Source organism: Erythrobacter sp. HI0063 (genome assembly GCF_001635685.1).
Classification (GTDB): Bacteria; Pseudomonadota; Alphaproteobacteria; order Sphingomonadales; family Sphingomonadaceae; genus Qipengyuania.
In genome coordinates, this window is record NZ_LWFF01000062.1 from 27,909 (window position 1) to 45,640 (window position 17,732).

The window sequence follows — 17,732 nt, forward strand, 5'->3', positions numbered from 1 at the left end:
GGCTTCGGACAATTCGCTCACACCCCCTCCAGCAAACGATCCGCCTGCGCTCTCGCCTCGGGCGTGACTTCCGCGCCCGATAGCATCCGCGCGATTTCTTCCTGGCGGCCTGCCGCGTCGAGCAGGACCACGCCGGTGCGCGTCACCGTGCCCTCCGACGATTTCGCGATCATGTAATGCGTGCGACCGCGCGCCGCGACCTGGGGGCTGTGCGTCACGGCGAGCAATTGGCCGTTATCGGCGAGGCGAGCCAGACGTTCGCCGATCGCGCTCGCCACCGCGCCGCCGACACCGCGATCGATCTCGTCGAAGATAACCGTCGCCGCGCCGCCTTTTTCGGCCAGCGCGACTTTCAGCGCCAGAATGAAGCGCGACAACTCGCCCCCGCTGGCGATCTTGTTGAGCGGGGCGAAGGGTGCGCCGGGATTGGTGGCGATAAGGAATTCGACCGCGTCCATCCCCGCTGCGGTCCAGCGATCCTCGGGCAGTTTTTCGACTGCGGTCTGAAAACGCGCCGCATCGAGCTTCAGCGGCGCAAGCTCGCCCGCAACCGCCGCGTCCAACCGCTCTGCAGCCTGTGTGCGTTGCCGATGCAGCGCGGTTGCAGCGTCGCGATAGCGCGCTTCCGCCTTGCCCGCCGCATCCTCCAGCGCGTCGAGCTCGGCCTCCCCGCCTTCGATCGCATCCAACCGGGCGCGCATGTCGCGCATCACGGTGGGCAGTTCATCGACCTCGCAGCGATGCTTGCGAGCGATGGCTCTCAACTCGAACAGGCGCCGCTCCGCCGCGTCGAGCGCGACGGGATCGTGCTCGAGAGCCTCGGCAGCGGCGCGCAGTTTTTCTTCCGTCTCACCCGCTTCGATCACCGCGCGATCGAGCGCGCCAAGCGCTTCGGCCAGCATGGGGTGCTCGGGCGCGATCCGGTCGAGCCGTCGCGCCGCCACGCGCAGCGAAGCGAGCGGCGAATCCGACCCTTCCCAGATGTGGCGCAATTCTTCGAGATCGCCGGACAGCTTCTCGCCCTTCTGCATCGAAGCGCGCGTTTCGGCGAGGCGCGCTTCCTCGCCCGCCTGCGGTTCGATGGCCGTGAGTTCGGAAAGATGCGCGAGCAGCAGATCCTGATCGGCGCGCGACTGTTCGAGCGCATCGCGAGCTTCGTCCAGCCGGGCCTGAGCTGTGCGCCAGTCGGCCCAGGCTTTTGCTACCGCAGCCGTATCCGCGCCCGCGAACCGATCGAGCAGAGCGCGATGCCCACGCGGATTGACGAGGCCGCGATCGTCGTGCTGGCCATGCAGTTCGACCAGCGATCCGGCGAGATCGCGCAGCAGCGCCACGCCCACCGGCTGATCGTTAACCCAGGCCTTGCTGCCACCATCGGCCTTCACCTGACGGCGGATCACGAGAGCTTCGCCCGCTTCCAGCTCCACGCCCGCGTCGTCCAGCGCTTCGGCGAGCGGAGCCGGCAGCGCGGCGAATTCGAAGCTGGCGGTAACGCTGGCCTTGTCCGCACCGGCACGCACCAGTGCGGTTTCCGCGCGGTTGCCGAGCACCAGCCCCAATGCGTCGAGCAGGATCGACTTGCCCGCCCCGGTCTCTCCGGTGAGCACGCCCAGCCCGCGCCCGAAATCGAGATCGAGCGCTTCGATCAGCACGATATTGCGTATGGATAAACGGGTCAGCATCGCCAAATCCGTCTAGCGCAGGCTTTGCCCCGTGTCAGCGTATCCGATGCAATATTAGCCGCAGTAATTTCGAGGTCCTGCTCCGCTCAGCTCGCGGCGGCGAGGCCGGGGGCCTTGTCCTGCACCAGATCGTAGGCCCGCTCGTACCATTCATTGCCCGGATAATTCGCGCCGAGGACGGCGGCATATTTCTTCGCTTCGGTGGGAATACCCAGCGCCAGGCTGCTTTCGACCAGGCGATAGAGAGCTTCGGGCGCATGGCTGGTGGTCTGGAAATTATCGACCACGTTCTGGAAGCGGATCTGCGCCGCGATCCACTTGCCGCTGTTCTGGTAATAGCGGCCGATCTCCATTTCCTTGCCCGCGAGGTGATCCTCGACGAGGTCCAGCTTCAGGCGCGCGTCGGTTGCGTATTCGGTCGCCGGGAAGCGGCGGTCCACTTCGCGAAGCGCCGTGCGCGCCTGCTCGGTGATCTTCTGGTCGCGCTGCACGTCGCTGATCTGCTCGTAATAGCTGAGCGCGATCAGGTAATAGGCGTAGGGCGCATCCTTGTTACCCGGATGGATCGAGAGGAAGCGCTGCGCGCTCTGGATCGCCTTGTTGTAATCGGCGGCAACGTAATAGCTGAAGGCGCTCATCAATTGGGCGCGGCGGGCCCAGGGGGAATAAGGATGCTGGCGCTCCACCTCGTCGAAGAGCGCGGCGGCCATCGGCGCATTGCCGCGATTGAGGCGATCGCGCGCTTCGGCATAAAGCGATTCCACGTCACGGGCGACATAGGCGGTATCCGCCGGTTCGCCCCCACTCCCCGCGCAACCCGAAAGGACGAGCGAGGAGGCGACAGCCGCGCCGAGAAGGATCGAAGGATTGCGGCGGCGGGCCGGTGCGTTGGGATAGCTGGTCATGGCCGAGGCCTATAGCCAGCGCGGCCGTGAACGCCAAGTGAAGGATCGGATCGCAAGACGGGAAATCGCCATCGGTGTCCGCACCGAAGCTTCAGGTGGCCGAAGCTTCGGTCGGCGTCGGCGCATCCCACAGCAGATGGCGTCCTTCCAGAAGCACGAGGTTCTTGGCCCGGATCACTTCGCCCTTGGTGCGATAGCCCAGCAATTGTTCGGCATCGAGATGCGGGTTCACCGCCAGAACGCGCAATTCCTCGGAGGTGAAATCGCACAGTCCGCGCGCGCGCTCGGTGCCGTTCTCGTCATAAATATGGAGCACGTCGCCACGCTGGAAATCGCCATCGATCGAACGGATATCCTCGCGCCGGATCGGCCGCTCGCCCGACTTGAGAGAGTCGGCCAGATCGTCGGAGATGCCGAGGCTGCCCGCCATCTGGAGCCGGTTGGCGATCCAGCGCTCCCACCCAGAAGCGCGCGCTTCATGCGGCGGGAAGTGAGTGCAGGTGCGCTCCCCATCGATCACGCTCGACAGCGGCCGCTCGGCTTCGCCGTGCGCAATATAGGTGGAACAGCCCGCTTCCTGCGCCATATTGGCGGCCATAAGCTTGGTGGTCATGCCTCCGGTGCCGAGCGTGCTCTTGCCGGTGGTGGCGGCCATATATTCCGAAACGTCGTCGACTTCCTCGATCAGCTGCGCCCCGTCTTCGTCCGGATGGCGATCGTACAGGCCGTCGACTTCGGTGAGGATGATGAAATCCTTGGCATCCACCATCTGCGCGACCTTGGCGGCCAGCCGGTCGTTATCGCCCACGCGGATTTCCTCGGTGGTGATCGAATCGTTCTCGTTCACGATCGGGATCACATCCGCTTCGAGCAGGCGGAACACGGTGTTGCGCGTGTTGAGGAAGCGGCGATGGTCTTCGAAATCGCCCAGCGTCAGCAGGACCTGCGCAATATCCATCCCATATTCGTGGCCGAGCTGCTTATAGACGTTGAGCAGCAGGGGCATACCGCAGGCGGCGGCGGCCTGCTTGTCGCTGACGCCCGCATTTTCCGGCGTTTCGCCCACCATCTTAAGCCCCAAGGCAACAGCTCCCGAACTGCACAGGATGACCTTGTGCCCCCGCTGGCGCAGCCGATAGATATCCTCCATCAATCGCTGCAAAAACCCGAAGCGCGGCGTCAGAAGGTCCGAATTGGCGATCAGGGTGGAGCCGATCTTGACGACGATGGTGCTCTTTTCAGCGCCATCGGACGCGTCGCTGCCATTGGCGCTGGCGGAAGGTTCGAACTGGGGTGCGAGGGAATCTGTCACGGGCAATCTCTCGTATTGTCTGGTATGTCTGCTATATCATTTGAAATATCTGTGAAGATACCTAGGTAGGAATGGTGCAGCGCACAACCGGATTTACCGGATTATTTTCCGAGGGCCGTAACCGATCGCGCCGAGCGGTGCTTTATGAGAACGGACCTCAACCAAAAACAAAGACTATTTATTTATACAGGGAGATTTTGTTATCTCTAGAAAAATACTACTCATTGGCTGCGGAAAGATGGGCGGAGCCTTGCTCGAACACTGGATGTCGGGTGGCGAAGAATTTACCATTGTCGATCCTATGCTTGAAACCGCGCCTGAAGGGGTTCGCCTCGTCAGGGATCGTTCGGAAATTGCCGAAGAACGCTTCGATACGATCATTGTCGCAATCAAACCGCAAATGATCGATGACGTGCTGCCGGACTATGCAGCTAACCTGGCAGAGGGCGGCTACGTGCTGTCCATCGCCGCCGGGGCGAGCGCGGCTCGCCTGGCGAAGGCCATGGACGGCGCGCCCGTCGTTCGCGTCATGCCGAACCTGCCCGCTGCGGTGGGCAAGGGAACCAGCGGCGTGCTCGCAGGGCCGGACGTGTCCGATGCGCAGGCCGATCATGCGATGGAGATGATGCGCCGCACCGGCACCGCCGTCGCGGTCGAAAACGAAGACATGCTTGACCGCGCCACCGCCGTCGCAGGGTCCGGTCCTGGCTATGTCTTCGAAATCGCCCGCAGCTATGTCGCGGCTGCGGAAAAGCTCGGCTTCGATCCCGATCAGGCTCGCGCGCTCGTGCTGGGGACGATGGAAGGCACGATCGCCATGGCGCTCGCCAATCCGGACACCCCCCTTGAGGAGCTGCGCAATTCGGTCACGAGCAAGGGCGGCACCACCGCCGCCGGGCTCGATGCGCTGAACGGCGATGGCGGCCTTTCCGACAAGCTCGATGCCACGCTCACATCCGCCTACAACCGCGCGGTCGAGCTGCGCTGAACCGATTTTCGGAACACGCGCGCCCGCGAGGCGTCGGTATGACAGACATTACGAGGTACTCATGAACGACCAGACATTCGATCCGCAAATCCACATCCACGAGCTCGGCAGCAAGGCGCGCGCCGCGGCCAAGGGCCTGCTTTCCGCCTCCACCGAAGCGAAGAACACCGCCCTTCGCGAGGCCGCCAAGGCGTTGCGGGCGAATATGGCCGATCTAATCGCCGCGAACGACAAGGATGTCGAAAGCGTCGCCGGCAAAAAGCCCGACAGCTTCGTGGACCGCCTGCGGCTCGACGAAGACCGGATCGAAGGGATGGCCAGCGCGCTCGAAGAAATCGCCGAGCTGCCCGACCCGGTCAATCGCCAGCTCGCCACCATGGACCGTCCCAACGGCCTCAAGATCGAGCGCGTCGCGGTTCCGATCGGCGTGATCGGCATGATCTACGAATCGCGCCCCAATGTCGGCGCGGATGCCAGCGCGCTGTGCCTCAAGAGCGGCAATGCGGTGATCCTGCGCGGCGGGAGCGAAAGCCGCCATTCGACCAAGGTGATCGTGGATTGCATGCGCAAGGGGCTGGCGGCCGCGGGCCTTCCCGAAGATGCCGTCCAGACCGTGGGCACGACCGACCGCGCCGCCGTCGCTGCGCTGCTCAAGGCGGATGAGTTCGTCGATCTCGTGATCCCGCGCGGTGGGCGTGGCCTCGTCGAACTGGTGCGCGACCAGGCGAGCGTCCCCACCCTTCTCCACCTCGATGGCAATTGCCACAGCTACGTCCACGAAGCCGCCGATCTCGACAAGGCTGCCGAAGTCATCCGCAATGCCAAGCTGCGCCGCACCGGCGTCTGCGGGGCGACCGAGAGCATCGTGGTCGACCGTGCGGTGGCGAAGGATTTCGTGCCGCGCCTTACCGCCATCATGGGCTCCGATTGCGAGCTGCGCGGTGACCAGGAAGCGGTGGCAATCGACAACTCGATCAAGCCCGCCGAAGATGCGGACTGGAACACCGAATATCTCGACACCATTGCGTCCGTGAAGGTCGTCGACGGCCTCGACGAAGCGATCGCCTGGGTGGACGAGCATTCCAGCCACCACACCGACGCGATCATGACCGAGGACGACGACGCCGCCCGCCGCTTCATGACCGCCATCGACAGCGCGATCGTGATGCGCAACGCCAGCACGCAGTTCGCCGATGGCGGCGAATTCGGCATGGGCGCGGAAATCGGTATCGCCACCGGCAAGATGCACGCGCGCGGGCCGGTCGGCCTCGAACAGCTGTGCAGCTTCAAATACCTCGTCCACGGCGACGGTCAGACGAGGCCGTAATTTTGTTTAGCCTCAAGCGCCGGGGGGCCCCTCCGGGCCCTTAGGCTTTCGCGCCATAAGGCGCGGCGGCCTTTCGGCCTTGCGGACCTGCGGTCCGTCTATTCATTTTCCTACACGGCGGTTTTTTGCTCCACCCTGTCCGGTTCGCCCCTTTCCCGGGCGGACCCGACAGGAGAGCTTTCATGACCCGCCGCAAGGACCCCACCGAAATCCGCATCCCCGTCGCGCCGGAGGATCTTCCCGCGTTCGAGCCGGTGTCCCGCAAAGCGCAGCGCCACGACGGCTGGACGCCCGAGCGCCAGCGCGCCTTTATCGGAGCGCTGGCCGATACCGGCAGCGTCAGCCGCGCCTGCCGCCACGTCAATATGAGCACGAACGGCGCCTATTGGTTGCGCCGCCAGCCCAGATCGGAAGGGTTTCGCCGCGCGTGGGAGGCCGCGCTCGACCTCGGCGTGCAGCGGCTGAAGGACGTGGCGTATGAGCGCGCGATCGACGGCCAGCTCGTCCCCGTCTTCGTCGCGGGCAAGCTCAAGGGGTTTCGCCGCGTGCGCAACGACCGGCTGCTGATGTTCTGCCTCAGGATGAACATGCGCGGGGAGGACGGCAAGCGCCTCGCCGCCAGTTATTTCGACCCGGCCGCGGCGAGATTGTCGGGCAGCGCCATCTCGGGAAGTATCACCACCCCCGCCCTCTCCCGCGCGGAGAAGGACGACATGAACGCCGCGATCGTGGAGCATTTCGATCCCGTGGACATGACCCTGTCCGAAATCGAGGCGATGCAGACGATGCTCGCCGAGACCGCCCGCCGCAAACGCGCCGAGGAAGACGGCCCGCCCGACCACGACACCGACCCCGCCTTCGTCCAGCTCACCAGCAGCGACTGGAAGGAAGCGGGCACCCTCGAAGGGCTGGAGCAGGTGGAGGACGAACTCGAACGGTGGAACGCGGACGAGGATCATTGGCGCGACCTTGGCGAAGGCGACTAGCGACGAAGCTCGCGCAGCGAGCGCCAAGCTAGGAGCCGGTGCGCGAAGCGCGGCGTCCAGCCCGGCCGACGGGTCCGCGCAGAAGGCGCGGAGCCCGTTCGACGGCGCCGCTAGGAGTCACAGAGCGGTCGCTTGCAAAAAATTAGACAACTTCAAGAGAAAACTAATTATAAAATTAACTGCGAGACGCTACCAAAATACTAGCAAAGATTGTAAATAGAATTTGCCAAGCTATTGCTGTTCCAGTTTATTATTTCATCCGCTATGTCCATAAGATCTTGCGGATCGCGCTGCTGACCTCTCCTACGAAGGGCTATGATTGGCTTGGATTTGGTGAAACTTGTCCGCGCCATATCGATCTCTTTTTCAATCCAGAATCTATTATTTACATACATTCCTGCAGGTACAATCACCACGCTCGCCAACCGGATTTGCTCCTTCAGCAAGGCGGTAAGCTTCGCAATTTTCACTGCCTCGCTGGGATCCACAATCGGGTCATGCTTTGGTACGCTATAGTTCTTATAATCGAACCACGTTAGATTTTCTTTGGCAGTATCCAGCAAGTTCACAGTCCCGCGATACCGATCTGAGTATGACCACGCATGACTCACAAAAACGTTATATGCCATCCCCTATCTCCTTCGCCGCTGCTCGCAGCCTGTCAATTAAGTCCATCATCCATAGATGCTCAACAACTTCGGATCCCCACGCTTTATCAATTAACTCCAGATTCTTTGCAGTAGTCTCAGCCTCCCAACCTTCCCGTAAATAAGCCAATGCGTCCTCCAAGGATCGATCAGCCTCCTCGCGGTCTTTCCTAAGCACCGCCAGCTCAAGCTTTGTGGCATAATCCCAATAGTCGGCGTTGAATGAAATGCTTCGGTCCAGAGCGAATTGCACCACGGGCGCCAATCTTTCGATCTCAGGATCTTTCGGGTTTTGAATCGTGAGCAGCGTAAGAGCATTTATTCCTGGATAAGGGTCTCTCCAGTCAGCCTGAAAGCCCTTTAAATAAGTCGCAATCGCCTTCCGGAGCTCACCCTTTGCGCGGGCATCACGGCCTGCTTCAACGCTGTCTTGCCATTTATCTTTATAGACCCGCCCCAAAATACCATAGCTCTCGCTACTTCCGCCCCTTTCGTCAATCAATTCAAGCAGAATTCTCTCTGCACCTGTTCGATCTTTAAGTCGATTCTTCGCGAGGGCCAACTGCTCTCGGACGAGTACAGTAGAGGCGACGATAGGCGTCATCTTTTCGTGAAGCCTGATCATGTCCTCATATGAACTAACAGCACGATAAGATAATAAAAGGTCGATCAAGATGCCCGCCTCTAAATCACCTAAATCTCCAAGCCCTTCTTCCACACTGCGGATTGCGTCGGCGTTCTCTTCACGAGCGACGCGGAGCCGCTCTTTGGTTTCGGCGGCGTAGCGCACCCGCTCTCTAAAGACGTCCGTTTTTTCGTGGGCAACATCGGGATAATCGTCGAGAAGCTGAAATAGAGGACTGTCCTTGTCAGTACCACGCCTTGCGGAAATTAAGCGATCCTCAAGTGCCTTGCGAACATCATTCAAGTTACCGAAATTACCGTACTCATCGATTTCATAAGGAATTGCTCGCAATTGATTGACATCAAACGGCAACCGTCCGTGGCCCTCGGCAAAAAGCAAGACAGTAGTACGAGATTTCGCAGCATGCCGCACACCTAGCTCGTAGAAGACATTAGCGTTAGCGAGTGTGAGGTCAGCAACTGCGAAGTCGCATAGAACAAGACGCTCGAACATCGGCTTATGAATGATGCCCCCTGAATCCTCTTCGTCAGCACGAAGAGGTTCCAACCCTGCATTGATGACAGCCGGCTTTATGAGATTTTCGTAAACTTTGTCAAAATCGATCGCTAAGCCGCCGCCAGCATCTTTTTTACCGAATGGCATCAACACAAAGCAGAGGGGTAGGTGAGCCATTTAAAAATCCAATGAAATAAATAGCAGATTATCGTAATCTTACGTTGGACCTAATATTTTTTTCGGTCAAGTGGATAGAAGTCGATCGATTCACGGCGCACTTTACCATTTGCGATTTGGACATCAGGCGCCGTTCCGCGATTGCTGACGCAATCGCTCCATGCGTCGCGTGACGTCAGTCGGTTTCCCGCTGCGTGGACCCGCTTGCCGATGCTCGCGATGCGCTCACGCGCACCGGCTTGTAACTTGTCGCTTGGTTAGCCAAGCTCTGGCGTTAGGCGCCTTCGCTCGCTATTCTTCCCCCATCCGCAACGCAGCAATAAACGCTTCCTGCGGGATGCTCACATTGCCATATTCCCGCATCCTTGCCTTGCCCTTCTTCTGCTTTTCCAACAGTTTTTTCTTGCGGCTGATGTCGCCGCCATAGCATTTGGCGGTCACGTCCTTGCGCAGGGCGGCGATGGTTTCGCGGGCGATCACCTTGCCGCCGATCGCGGCCTGGATCGGGATCTTGAACAGGTGGCGCGGGATGAGGTCCTTCAGGCGCTCGCACATGCCGCGCCCGCGTTCTTCCGCCACGTTGCGGTGGACGATCAGGGAGAGGGCATCCACCGGCTCGTTGTTGACGAGGATGTTCATCTTCACGAGGTCCCCTTCGCGAAGGCCGATCTGTTCGTAATCGAAGCTGGCATAGCCGCGGCTGATCGATTTCAGCCGGTCGTAGAAATCGAACACCACCTCGTTCAGCGGCAGCTCGTAACTCACCTGCGCGCGCCCGCCGACATAGGTCAGATTGGTCTGGATGCCGCGCCGGTCCTGGCAGAGCTTGAGGATGGGGCCGAGATATTCGTCGGGCGTGTAGATCACCGCCTTGATCCACGGCTCCTCGATCATGTCGATGCGGCTGGGATCGGGATAATCGGCCGGATTGTGCAGCTCGATCACCCTCGCATCCTCGTTCTTCGTATGGCCGAGATGGATGCGATAGACGACCGAGGGCGCGGTGGTGATGAGATCGAGATCGTATTCGCGGCTGAGGCGCTCCTGAATGATCTCGAGGTGTAAGAGGCCGAGGAAGCCCGCGCGAAAGCCGAAGCCCAGCGCGGCGGAGCTTTCCATTTCGTAGGTGAAGCTCGCATCGTTCAACCGCAGCTTGCCGATACTGTCGCGCAGCTTCTCGAAATCGGCGGCGTCCACGGGGAAGAGCCCGCAGAAGACGACCGGCTGCGGCTCGCGATAGCCGGGCAGCGCCTCGCTCGCCCCGCCCTTCACGGTGGTGATGGTGTCGCCGACGCGGGCCTGCTCCACCTCCTTGATCTGGGCGGTGATGAAGCCGATCTCGCCCGGCCCGATCTCGTCGAGGTCGGTGCGCTTGGGGCGGAAACAGCCGACCCGGTCGACCAGATGCTGCGTCCCGCCCTGCATGAAGCGGACGTTGAGGCCCTTGTGCAGGAAGCCGTCGATCACGCGCACGAGGATGACGACGCCGAGATAGGGGTCGTACCAGCTGTCGACGAGGCTGGCTTTGAGCGGCGCGGTGCGGTCGCCGGTGGGCGGGGGGATGCGCTTGACCAGCGCTTCCAGCACGTCCTCGATCCCGATGCCGGATTTGGCGCTGGAGAGGACGGCGCCGCCTTCTTCCCACGGGCCGGTGGCCTGGATGCCGACGATCTCCTCGATCTCTTCGGCGACCTTCTGCGGCTCGGCGGCGGGGAGGTCGATCTTGTTGATGACGGGGACGATCTCGTGGTCGTGCTCGATCGACTGGTAGACGTTGGCGAGCGTCTGCGCCTCGACCCCTTGCGCCGCGTCGACCACCAGCAGCGCACCCTCGCACGCGGCGAGGGAGCGGCTGACTTCATAGGCGAAGTCGACATGGCCGGGCGTGTCCATGAGGTTGAGCTCGTAGGTCTCGCCATCCTTCGCGGTGTAGGACAGGCGCACGGTCTGCGCCTTGATGGTGATCCCGCGCTCCTTCTCGATGTCCATATTGTCGAGAACCTGCTCGGACATCTCGCGGTCGGTCAGCCCCCCGCAATGCTGGATCAAGCGATCGGCGAGCGTGGACTTGCCGTGGTCGATGTGGGCAATGATGCTGAAATTGCGGATCTTGGAAAGGTCGGTCATCGTGCCCCGCCCTTAGCCGCGCCTCCCCGCGCTGTCAGCAGGCAAACGCGCAAGAGACCGCCATCGCATCATCAGGCCGGGGCGCGCGTCTCGACTTCCCTGAAGGCACGCTTCGCATCCGGCTCCTCGCTTCGGGGGAAGAGGATCGATAGCGCATCGTCCGGGAGTGCGCTCAAACTGCGTCCGACCGCTTCCAGCTCGTAGGGCGAGACCCGATGGCGTGTACATAGACCATCGGCTCCATCGTCGATCAGCGGGCTTTCGAACTCGATACCCTGGATTGGACCGCGCGATCGCCGCACGGTGGCGACCGTCAACTGCCCGCCCCCCATATCGACCACGAACTGCGTGCCGACCGGAACGTCCTCGAGCCCCTCGATCATGGCGCCGGTCTTGGACAGGTTGCGTACGAATGCGCGGTATCGCTGGTCTTCGTGGATCACGCCGATGCGGCGGAACACGGTGCGGCGGTCGGCACGATAACGCGCCGGCCCTTGCGCCTCGAAGGTGAGTTCCCCTTTCTCCGCCCGTTCGAGAATATCCGCCTGCGGCATGGCCGGCGAATAGATGTAACCCTGAATATGGGTGGCGCCGCGGCCGACGACCAGCTCCAGCTCGTCCTTGGTCTCCACCCCTTCGGCCACGGTCCGCATGTCGAGCGCATTCGCAAGACTGACGATCGCACTCATGATCGCAGGATTGTTGTTGCCCGGTTCGGTGCAACCGCGCACGAAGCTCTGGTCGATCTTGATTTTGTTGAACGGCGCAGTGCGCAGATAGCTGAGAGAAGAATATCCAGTGCCGAAATCGTCGAGCGCCAGATGAACGCCGATCTTCCTTAACTGCTCAAACTTGCGCTGCGTACGGTCCGAGCCTCCCAGGAAGACCGATTCGGTGATTTCAAGAACCAGCCGCGAGGGCGCGAGCCCGGTTTCGGCCAGCACCTTCTTTACGACGCTAGGAAAATCGTCGCACTCGAATTGAAGGGCCGAGATATTCACGGCCACGCCGATATCGTTCGGCCATGCGGTCGCATCGCGACACGCCACCTCGAGTGCCCACTCCCCCAGCGGTTTGATCATGTCGATATCTTCGGCGACCGGGATGAACTCGCCCGGCGAAATTCGGCCACGCTCGGGATGATGCCAGCGGATCAGCGATTCAAAGCATGCAACCGCTTCGGTCTTGGCATCGACGATAGGCTGGTAGTGCATTGCGAGCTGATCGGTATCGAGCACGCTGCGCAAATCTTCCTCGATCTGGCGGCGCCTTTTGGCACCTTCCTTCATCTCACCGGAATAAAAGCGATATTGCGCCCTGCCGCCGCCCTTGGCGGCATAAAGCGCGAGATCTGCCGCTTTTACCAAATCGGCCGCCTCGAACCCGTCGTAAGGTGCCACAGCCACCCCGATCGACACGCCGATCACCAGGCGCGATCCGTTGATGGGGTAAGGCTGCGAAATCATCTGGATCAATCGCTGGGCCAGTTCGCCCAGCTGACCGCGATCGTCCATGTCGGGCAGGATGACCTGGAATTCATCGCCGCCGAAACGGCCTACTTCGCCCTTGCTGCCGATAATTTTCGTGATGCGCGCTGCAACCTGTCGCAGCAATTCGTCGCCTACCGGGTGGCCATAGGTGTCGTTCACCGGTTTGAACCGATCCAGATCGAGCATCAGCAAGGCGCAAGAGCGTTTGGAATTGCGATAGCTTGCAAGCGTGTTGCCAAGCATCATGTCCATCCGCCGCCGATTGGCGAGGCCGGTCAGATCGTCATACTGCGCCATGCGTTCGCTATCCCGCTGGCGATCGCGGCTTTCGGTCACGTCGCGCGCGCTTCCGCGATAGCCGAGGAAATTGCCCTCCTCATCGAAGGAAGCCTTGCCGGATATCTCCCAAAGCATGGGCTCGGCGCTTCCTGCGACGCGGACCGGCAGGAAAGTGATGGTGTTGCGCGCGCCGAGCAGGAAGGCCAGCGGGCGGTTGGTCCGCTCGCTTTCCTCTTCCGCAGCCAGGGAAAACAGATCGGTCAGAGGACGACCGATCAGTTCGGGCTTCGACCAGCCATAACGCTCGAAAGCCGTATCGGTCAGATAGATAAGCCGATTCTCGCTATCCGTCGCCCAAAACCATCCGAGACCTGCCGCTTCGAACGTGTCGAGCAGCCCGATGCGATCCACCGGCACCGGCTGATCGGCAGCCGTCTCGTCGGCGGGCTTGGCGGTGTCGGATTGCGCCTGAAGTCCACGCGAAAACAGTTTGCCCAACGGCATGCGACGTACTCCAAGAATGTCATGTGCTCCGGCTCTGAGGCCGGGTTGAATCACGCATTGTGCGTAGTGTGTAATGCTCAACCATTGGTTAATTCGCGCCGACGCCGCACGCTCGGTCGGCTTGCCAGAACTGTAGGAGCGGGGCATGACTGTTAGCGGGAGACTGCCATGCGTCATATCGCCATCGTCGGATCGGGGCCCGCGGGATATTACACCGCGGAAGCGGCGCAGAAGATGTGGTCCGACGATGTGCGGGTCGATGTGTTCGACGCCCTTCCGGTTCCGTTCGGACTGATCCGAACAGGCGTTGCGCCGGACCATCAATCGATCAAGGGGGTTTCGCGCCGCTACGAGAAAGTGGCGACCAGCGACAATGTCCGCTTCGTCGGCAATGTGACGATCGGAAGCGATGTGACGATCGCAGAGTTGCAGGAATTGTACGACGCGGTCGTCTTGGCGACCGGCGCGCCCAACGATCGGACACTCGCGATCGCAGGCGCAGATCTCGACAATGTCTTCGGCAGCGCGGAATTCGTCGGCTGGTACAACGGGCATCCCAAATTCGCCGCCCTCGACCCCGATCTTTCCTGCAAGACTGCCGTCGTGGTCGGAGCGGGGAATGTCGCGCTCGACGTCGCGCGCATTCTCGCCAAGACCGAGGAAGAGTTCGCCGGATCGGACATCGTGGGCCATGCGCTCGACGCCCTGCGTGACAGCGCGATCGAACGGATCGTGATCCTGTCGCGGCGCGGACCGCACGATATCCAGATGACCCCGAAGGAATTGGGCGAGCTTGGTTCCTTGCAGGACGCAATGCCCATCGTCGAGCAGGGCGATCTGCCACCTGTCGAGACCGACGAAACGCTGGACCCCGGAAGCCGCAAATCGGTTCAGCTGCTGCGCGATTATTCGCAAAACGCGCCCGACGAAGTATCGCCGAAACGGGTGCGGATCGAATTCGACTTTTTCGCCAGTCCGGCCGGTTTCAGCGGAGATGGCAAGGTGTCGGGCGTCACAGTCGAAAGAACGCGGGTCGAAGACGGGCGCGCGGTCGGCACGGGAGAGACCTACGAGATCCCCGCCGGATTGGTCGTGAGCTGTATCGGCTATCGCACCTCGCCCATTCCGGGCGTTCCCTTCGACGAGCGCGCGGGCCGTTTCGCCAACGTGGAGGGCAGCATTCAGCCCGGTCTCTATTGCGTCGGCTGGGCCCGACGAGGCCCGTCCGGAACGATCGGTACCAATCGGCCGGACGGTTACGCGATCGTGGAACGGATCGCCGCCGATATCGAGGGTGGAAGCGGCAAAATGGGCCGCGAGGGGTTCGATGCTCTGGCCGAACAGCGCGAGCTCGACATCGTGACCTTTCGCGACTGGCAGCGGATCGAGGAAGCCGAGATCGCCGCTGCCCGCGTCGGGGCCCCGCGTGAGAAATTCGTCGATGTCGCCAGCATGATCGCCGCCGGGGGAGCTGCACAGGATTGAGATGGTCGCGGAACAGCAGGACTAGGATCGGCGTTCGGCAAGAAACATAAGTTTAGAGAGGATCCGAAATCGATGGCGAGACTGGAAGACGAAGCCGCTCAGCACACCAGCGCTCTAGGCCCGCTGGTCGGTTTGACCAGAGAGGATATCTTCGGCGCGGTTGCCGTGCTGCTGCGCGAGACGGCGTCCGACCCTCAACGATTGATGAAGCATTCGCAGGCGATGGGCGGCGACATGATCAAGATCATGACGGGCAAGTCCGAACTCGCTCCCGACCCCCGCGACAAACGCTTCATGGATCCCGCCTGGCAGTACAACCCGTTCATGCGCGCAGGGATGCAGTACTATCTCGCCGTGCAGAAAGGCATGGCAGGCTGGCTCGAAGATCTGGAACTGGACGAATTGGAAAAGGATCGCGCGCGGTTCGTTTCGACCATCATTATCGACAGCCTTTCGCCCACCAACACGCTGATCGGCAATCCATCGGCCCAGAAGATGGCGATCACCAGCGGCGGACTGAGCCTGATCAAGGGCCTCAAGAACGCCTATGACGACATGGTCCATAACAAGGGCATGGTCAGCCAGGTCGACAAGAAACCTTTCAAACTGGGCGAAAACGTCGCCACGTCCAAGGGATCGGTCGTGCTGCGCACCGAGATGATGGAACTGATCCATTACGCGCCGACCACGGACGAGGTGCACAAGGTCCCCCAGCTCACCATCCCTCCGCAGATCAACAAGATGTATATCAACGATCTCAGCCCCGAAAAATCCGTGGTGAAGTTTCAGGTCGATAACGGCATCCAGACCTTCGTGATCAGCTGGAAGAACCCCAGCAAGGATCAGGGCCACTGGGACATGGCCGATTACGTGAATTCCTGCCGCGAGGCCATGGAGGCGGTCGCGGCGATCACGAAGAGTGACAAGGTCAACGTCTCGGCCGGATGTTCGGGCGGACAGACCGCCGCGATGCTGGCGAGCAAGCTGGCCGCCGATGCCAAGGATGGCGAAAGCCTACTCGGCACGCTCACTCTGATGGTCTGTGTGCTGCATCCAAAGCAGAACGATATCGAAGCGGGCTCGCTCATCAGTGACAACGGCCTAGCTCTCGCCCGGCGCCGTGCCGACAAGGCGGGCGTGATCAAGGGTGACGATTTGGCGCGCGGCTTTGCGTGGCTGAGGCCCAACGACCTGATCTGGAACTACGTCATCAACAATTACCTGCTCTGCCAGGATCCGCCCGCATTCGACGTCCTGTTCTGGAATGCGGATGCGACCAATCTTTCGGCCAGCTTGATGGGCGATTTCCTGACCATCTTCGAAACCCTTGCCTTCACCAAGAAGGGCGAAGTCGAAATGGTGGACCACAAGATCGACCTGTCGAAGGTGACCAGCGATCTGTTCATTCTGGGTGGAGTGACGGACCATATCACCCCGTGGAAAGCCACCTATCGCTCTACCCAATTGTTCGGCTCAAAGGATGTGACCTACGTGCTCTCGCAATCGGGCCATATGCAGGCGATCCTCAACCCGCCCGGTAATCCCAAGGCGAAGTATTACGTCCAGAAAAAGGACGGCGCCTTGCCCGCCACAGCCGATGAATGGCTGAAGGGGACCGAGGAGGTCGCGGGCAGCTGGTGGCCGTTCTGGATGGACTGGTTGCAGCAGCGCTCCGGCGCTAAGGTGAAAGCGCCGACAAAGCTCGGCAACACGAAATACAAAACCCTGGACCCTGCGCCCGGTCTCTACGTTATGGACCCGTGCTGATATCGAGAAGGACCGACGCTTGACCGAGACCACGGAAGAGACATCCACCGCCACCTACGAAATGATCGACGCCGGAGGCCGCACTCTGCGCGTGGCGCATTGGCGGCTGGATCAGGCGTCGGACCATCCGCCGATCCTGTTCTTCAACGGCATCGGCGCGAATATCGAAGCGGTCGCGCCCTTGGCGGAAAAGCTGACGGAGCGGGCGTTCGTGATGTTCGATATGCCCGGTGTCGGGGACAGCCCCGAACCGAGCATGCCCTATAATCCGTTCACCATGTGCTGGACCGCGACACACGTGCTCGACCGGCTCGGGCTGGATGTCGTGGACGTGATGGGAGTCAGCTGGGGCGGCGCCATGGCGCAGCATTTCGCCCTCCAGCATCCCAAGCGCACGCGCCGCGTCGTGCTTGCCGCTACCACGGCGGGAATGCTGATGGTGCCGGGAAAGCCCGCCGCGCTCACGAAAATGATCGACCCGCGCCGTTACGTCGATCCCGAATTCATGAACGAACATTTCATGACGCTGTATGGTGGGATGACCAAGCGGCCCGGCAGCAAGGCGCAGCATATCGGGCGTCTGAAACCGCCCAGCCCGCGCGGTTATCTCTATCAATTGATTGCAATGCTCGGCTGGACCAGCCTGCCCGCCCTGCCCTTCCTCGACAAGGAAGTGCTGATCATGATGGGTGGTGAGGACAGCATCGTGCCCCCCGTCAACGGCAAGATTCTCGCCGCCGCGATCCGCCATTCGCGGCTTGAAATGTTCGAGGATGGCGGACACCTGTTCCTGCTGACCCACGCGGACGAGAGCGTGGCGATGCTGCGCGACTTTCTCGACGCGCCCGACACCGCAGCGGAACTGAAACGCGCCGCCTGAGCGCGTTCTCCGCTGCGATCCATCATCCGACGGAG

Annotated in this window: 13 protein-coding genes; 6 read left to right on the top strand and 7 right to left on the bottom strand. The window is 61.4% G+C overall.

Annotation, left to right across the window (positions count from 1 at the left end):
• Nucleotides 1–17: 17 nt before the first annotated feature.
• From recN to proB, 3 genes are all read right to left on the bottom strand, one after another.
• Nucleotides 18–1,682, bottom strand: a complete 1,665-nt coding sequence (recN, locus tag A3736_RS02850) for a DNA repair protein RecN (RefSeq protein ID WP_067678935.1) — start codon at nt 1,680–1,682, stop codon at nt 18–20.
• An 86-nt stretch (nt 1,683–1,768) separates the two neighbouring features.
• A complete protein-coding gene (locus tag A3736_RS02855) occupies nt 1,769–2,587 on the bottom strand; it encodes an outer membrane protein assembly factor BamD (RefSeq protein WP_067678938.1) in 819 nt (272 codons plus the stop codon).
• Nucleotides 2,588–2,678: 91 nt separating this feature from the next.
• Nucleotides 2,679–3,899 (bottom strand): glutamate 5-kinase, encoded by a 1,221-nt coding sequence (proB, locus tag A3736_RS02860; RefSeq protein ID WP_082851276.1) that lies wholly within the window; start codon nt 3,897–3,899, stop codon nt 2,679–2,681.
• A 223-nt stretch (nt 3,900–4,122) separates the two neighbouring features.
• On the opposite strand from proB, the gene A3736_RS02865 reads away from it, so the two are divergent.
• From A3736_RS02865 to A3736_RS17325, 3 genes are all read left to right on the top strand, one after another.
• On the top strand, nt 4,123–4,887 hold the full coding sequence (locus A3736_RS02865) for a pyrroline-5-carboxylate reductase (protein ID WP_255362950.1): 765 nt from the start codon (nt 4,123–4,125) through the stop codon (nt 4,885–4,887).
• 61 nt (nt 4,888–4,948) lie between these two features.
• Nucleotides 4,949–6,214 carry a glutamate-5-semialdehyde dehydrogenase gene (locus A3736_RS02870; protein WP_067678944.1) on the top strand — a complete coding sequence of 422 codons (1,266 nt, stop codon included), beginning with the start codon at nt 4,949–4,951 and terminating at the stop codon, nt 6,212–6,214.
• 182 nt (nt 6,215–6,396) lie between these two features.
• On the top strand, nt 6,397–7,200 hold the full coding sequence (locus A3736_RS17325) for a hypothetical protein (RefSeq protein ID WP_067678947.1): 804 nt from the start codon (nt 6,397–6,399) through the stop codon (nt 7,198–7,200).
• 200 nt (nt 7,201–7,400) lie between these two features.
• Here the strand turns inward: A3736_RS17325 and A3736_RS02880 are convergent, their stop codons facing one another.
• From A3736_RS02880 to A3736_RS02895, 4 genes are all read right to left on the bottom strand, one after another.
• A complete protein-coding gene (locus A3736_RS02880; protein WP_067678950.1) occupies nt 7,401–7,829 on the bottom strand; it encodes a TIR domain-containing protein in 429 nt (142 codons plus the stop codon).
• Nucleotides 7,819–9,165 (bottom strand): TRAFs-binding domain-containing protein, encoded by a 1,347-nt coding sequence (locus A3736_RS02885; RefSeq protein ID WP_067678953.1) that lies wholly within the window; start codon nt 9,163–9,165, stop codon nt 7,819–7,821. Before A3736_RS02885 ends, A3736_RS02880 begins: the two co-directional genes overlap by 11 nt.
• Nucleotides 9,166–9,456: 291 nt before the next feature.
• On the bottom strand, nt 9,457–11,292 hold the full coding sequence (gene lepA / locus A3736_RS02890; RefSeq protein ID WP_067678956.1) for a translation elongation factor 4: 1,836 nt from the start codon (nt 11,290–11,292) through the stop codon (nt 9,457–9,459).
• A 71-nt stretch (nt 11,293–11,363) separates the two neighbouring features.
• The gene (locus A3736_RS02895) at nt 11,364–13,565 is read right to left on the bottom strand and encodes a bifunctional diguanylate cyclase/phosphodiesterase (protein ID WP_067678959.1); all 2,202 of its coding nucleotides are present in this window, start codon (nt 13,563–13,565) and stop codon (nt 11,364–11,366) included.
• A gap of 168 nt (nt 13,566–13,733) precedes the next feature.
• Between A3736_RS02895 and A3736_RS02900 the strand changes: the two genes are divergently transcribed.
• The 3 genes from A3736_RS02900 to A3736_RS02910 all read left to right on the top strand — a co-directional run bounded on the left by A3736_RS02900 (nt 13,734) and on the right by A3736_RS02910 (nt 17,697).
• Nucleotides 13,734–15,050: an FAD-dependent oxidoreductase gene (locus tag A3736_RS02900; RefSeq protein WP_067678962.1), complete on the top strand. Its 1,317-nt coding sequence runs from the start codon at nt 13,734–13,736 to the stop codon at nt 15,048–15,050.
• A gap of 72 nt (nt 15,051–15,122) precedes the next feature.
• Entirely contained in the window at nt 15,123–16,817 is a 1,695-nt protein-coding gene (locus A3736_RS02905) for an alpha/beta hydrolase (protein ID WP_067678966.1), read from the top strand.
• 19 nt (nt 16,818–16,836) lie between these two features.
• The gene (locus A3736_RS02910) at nt 16,837–17,697 is read left to right on the top strand and encodes an alpha/beta fold hydrolase (protein WP_233999194.1); all 861 of its coding nucleotides are present in this window, start codon (nt 16,837–16,839) and stop codon (nt 17,695–17,697) included.
• Nucleotides 17,698–17,732: the final 35 nt, after the last annotated feature.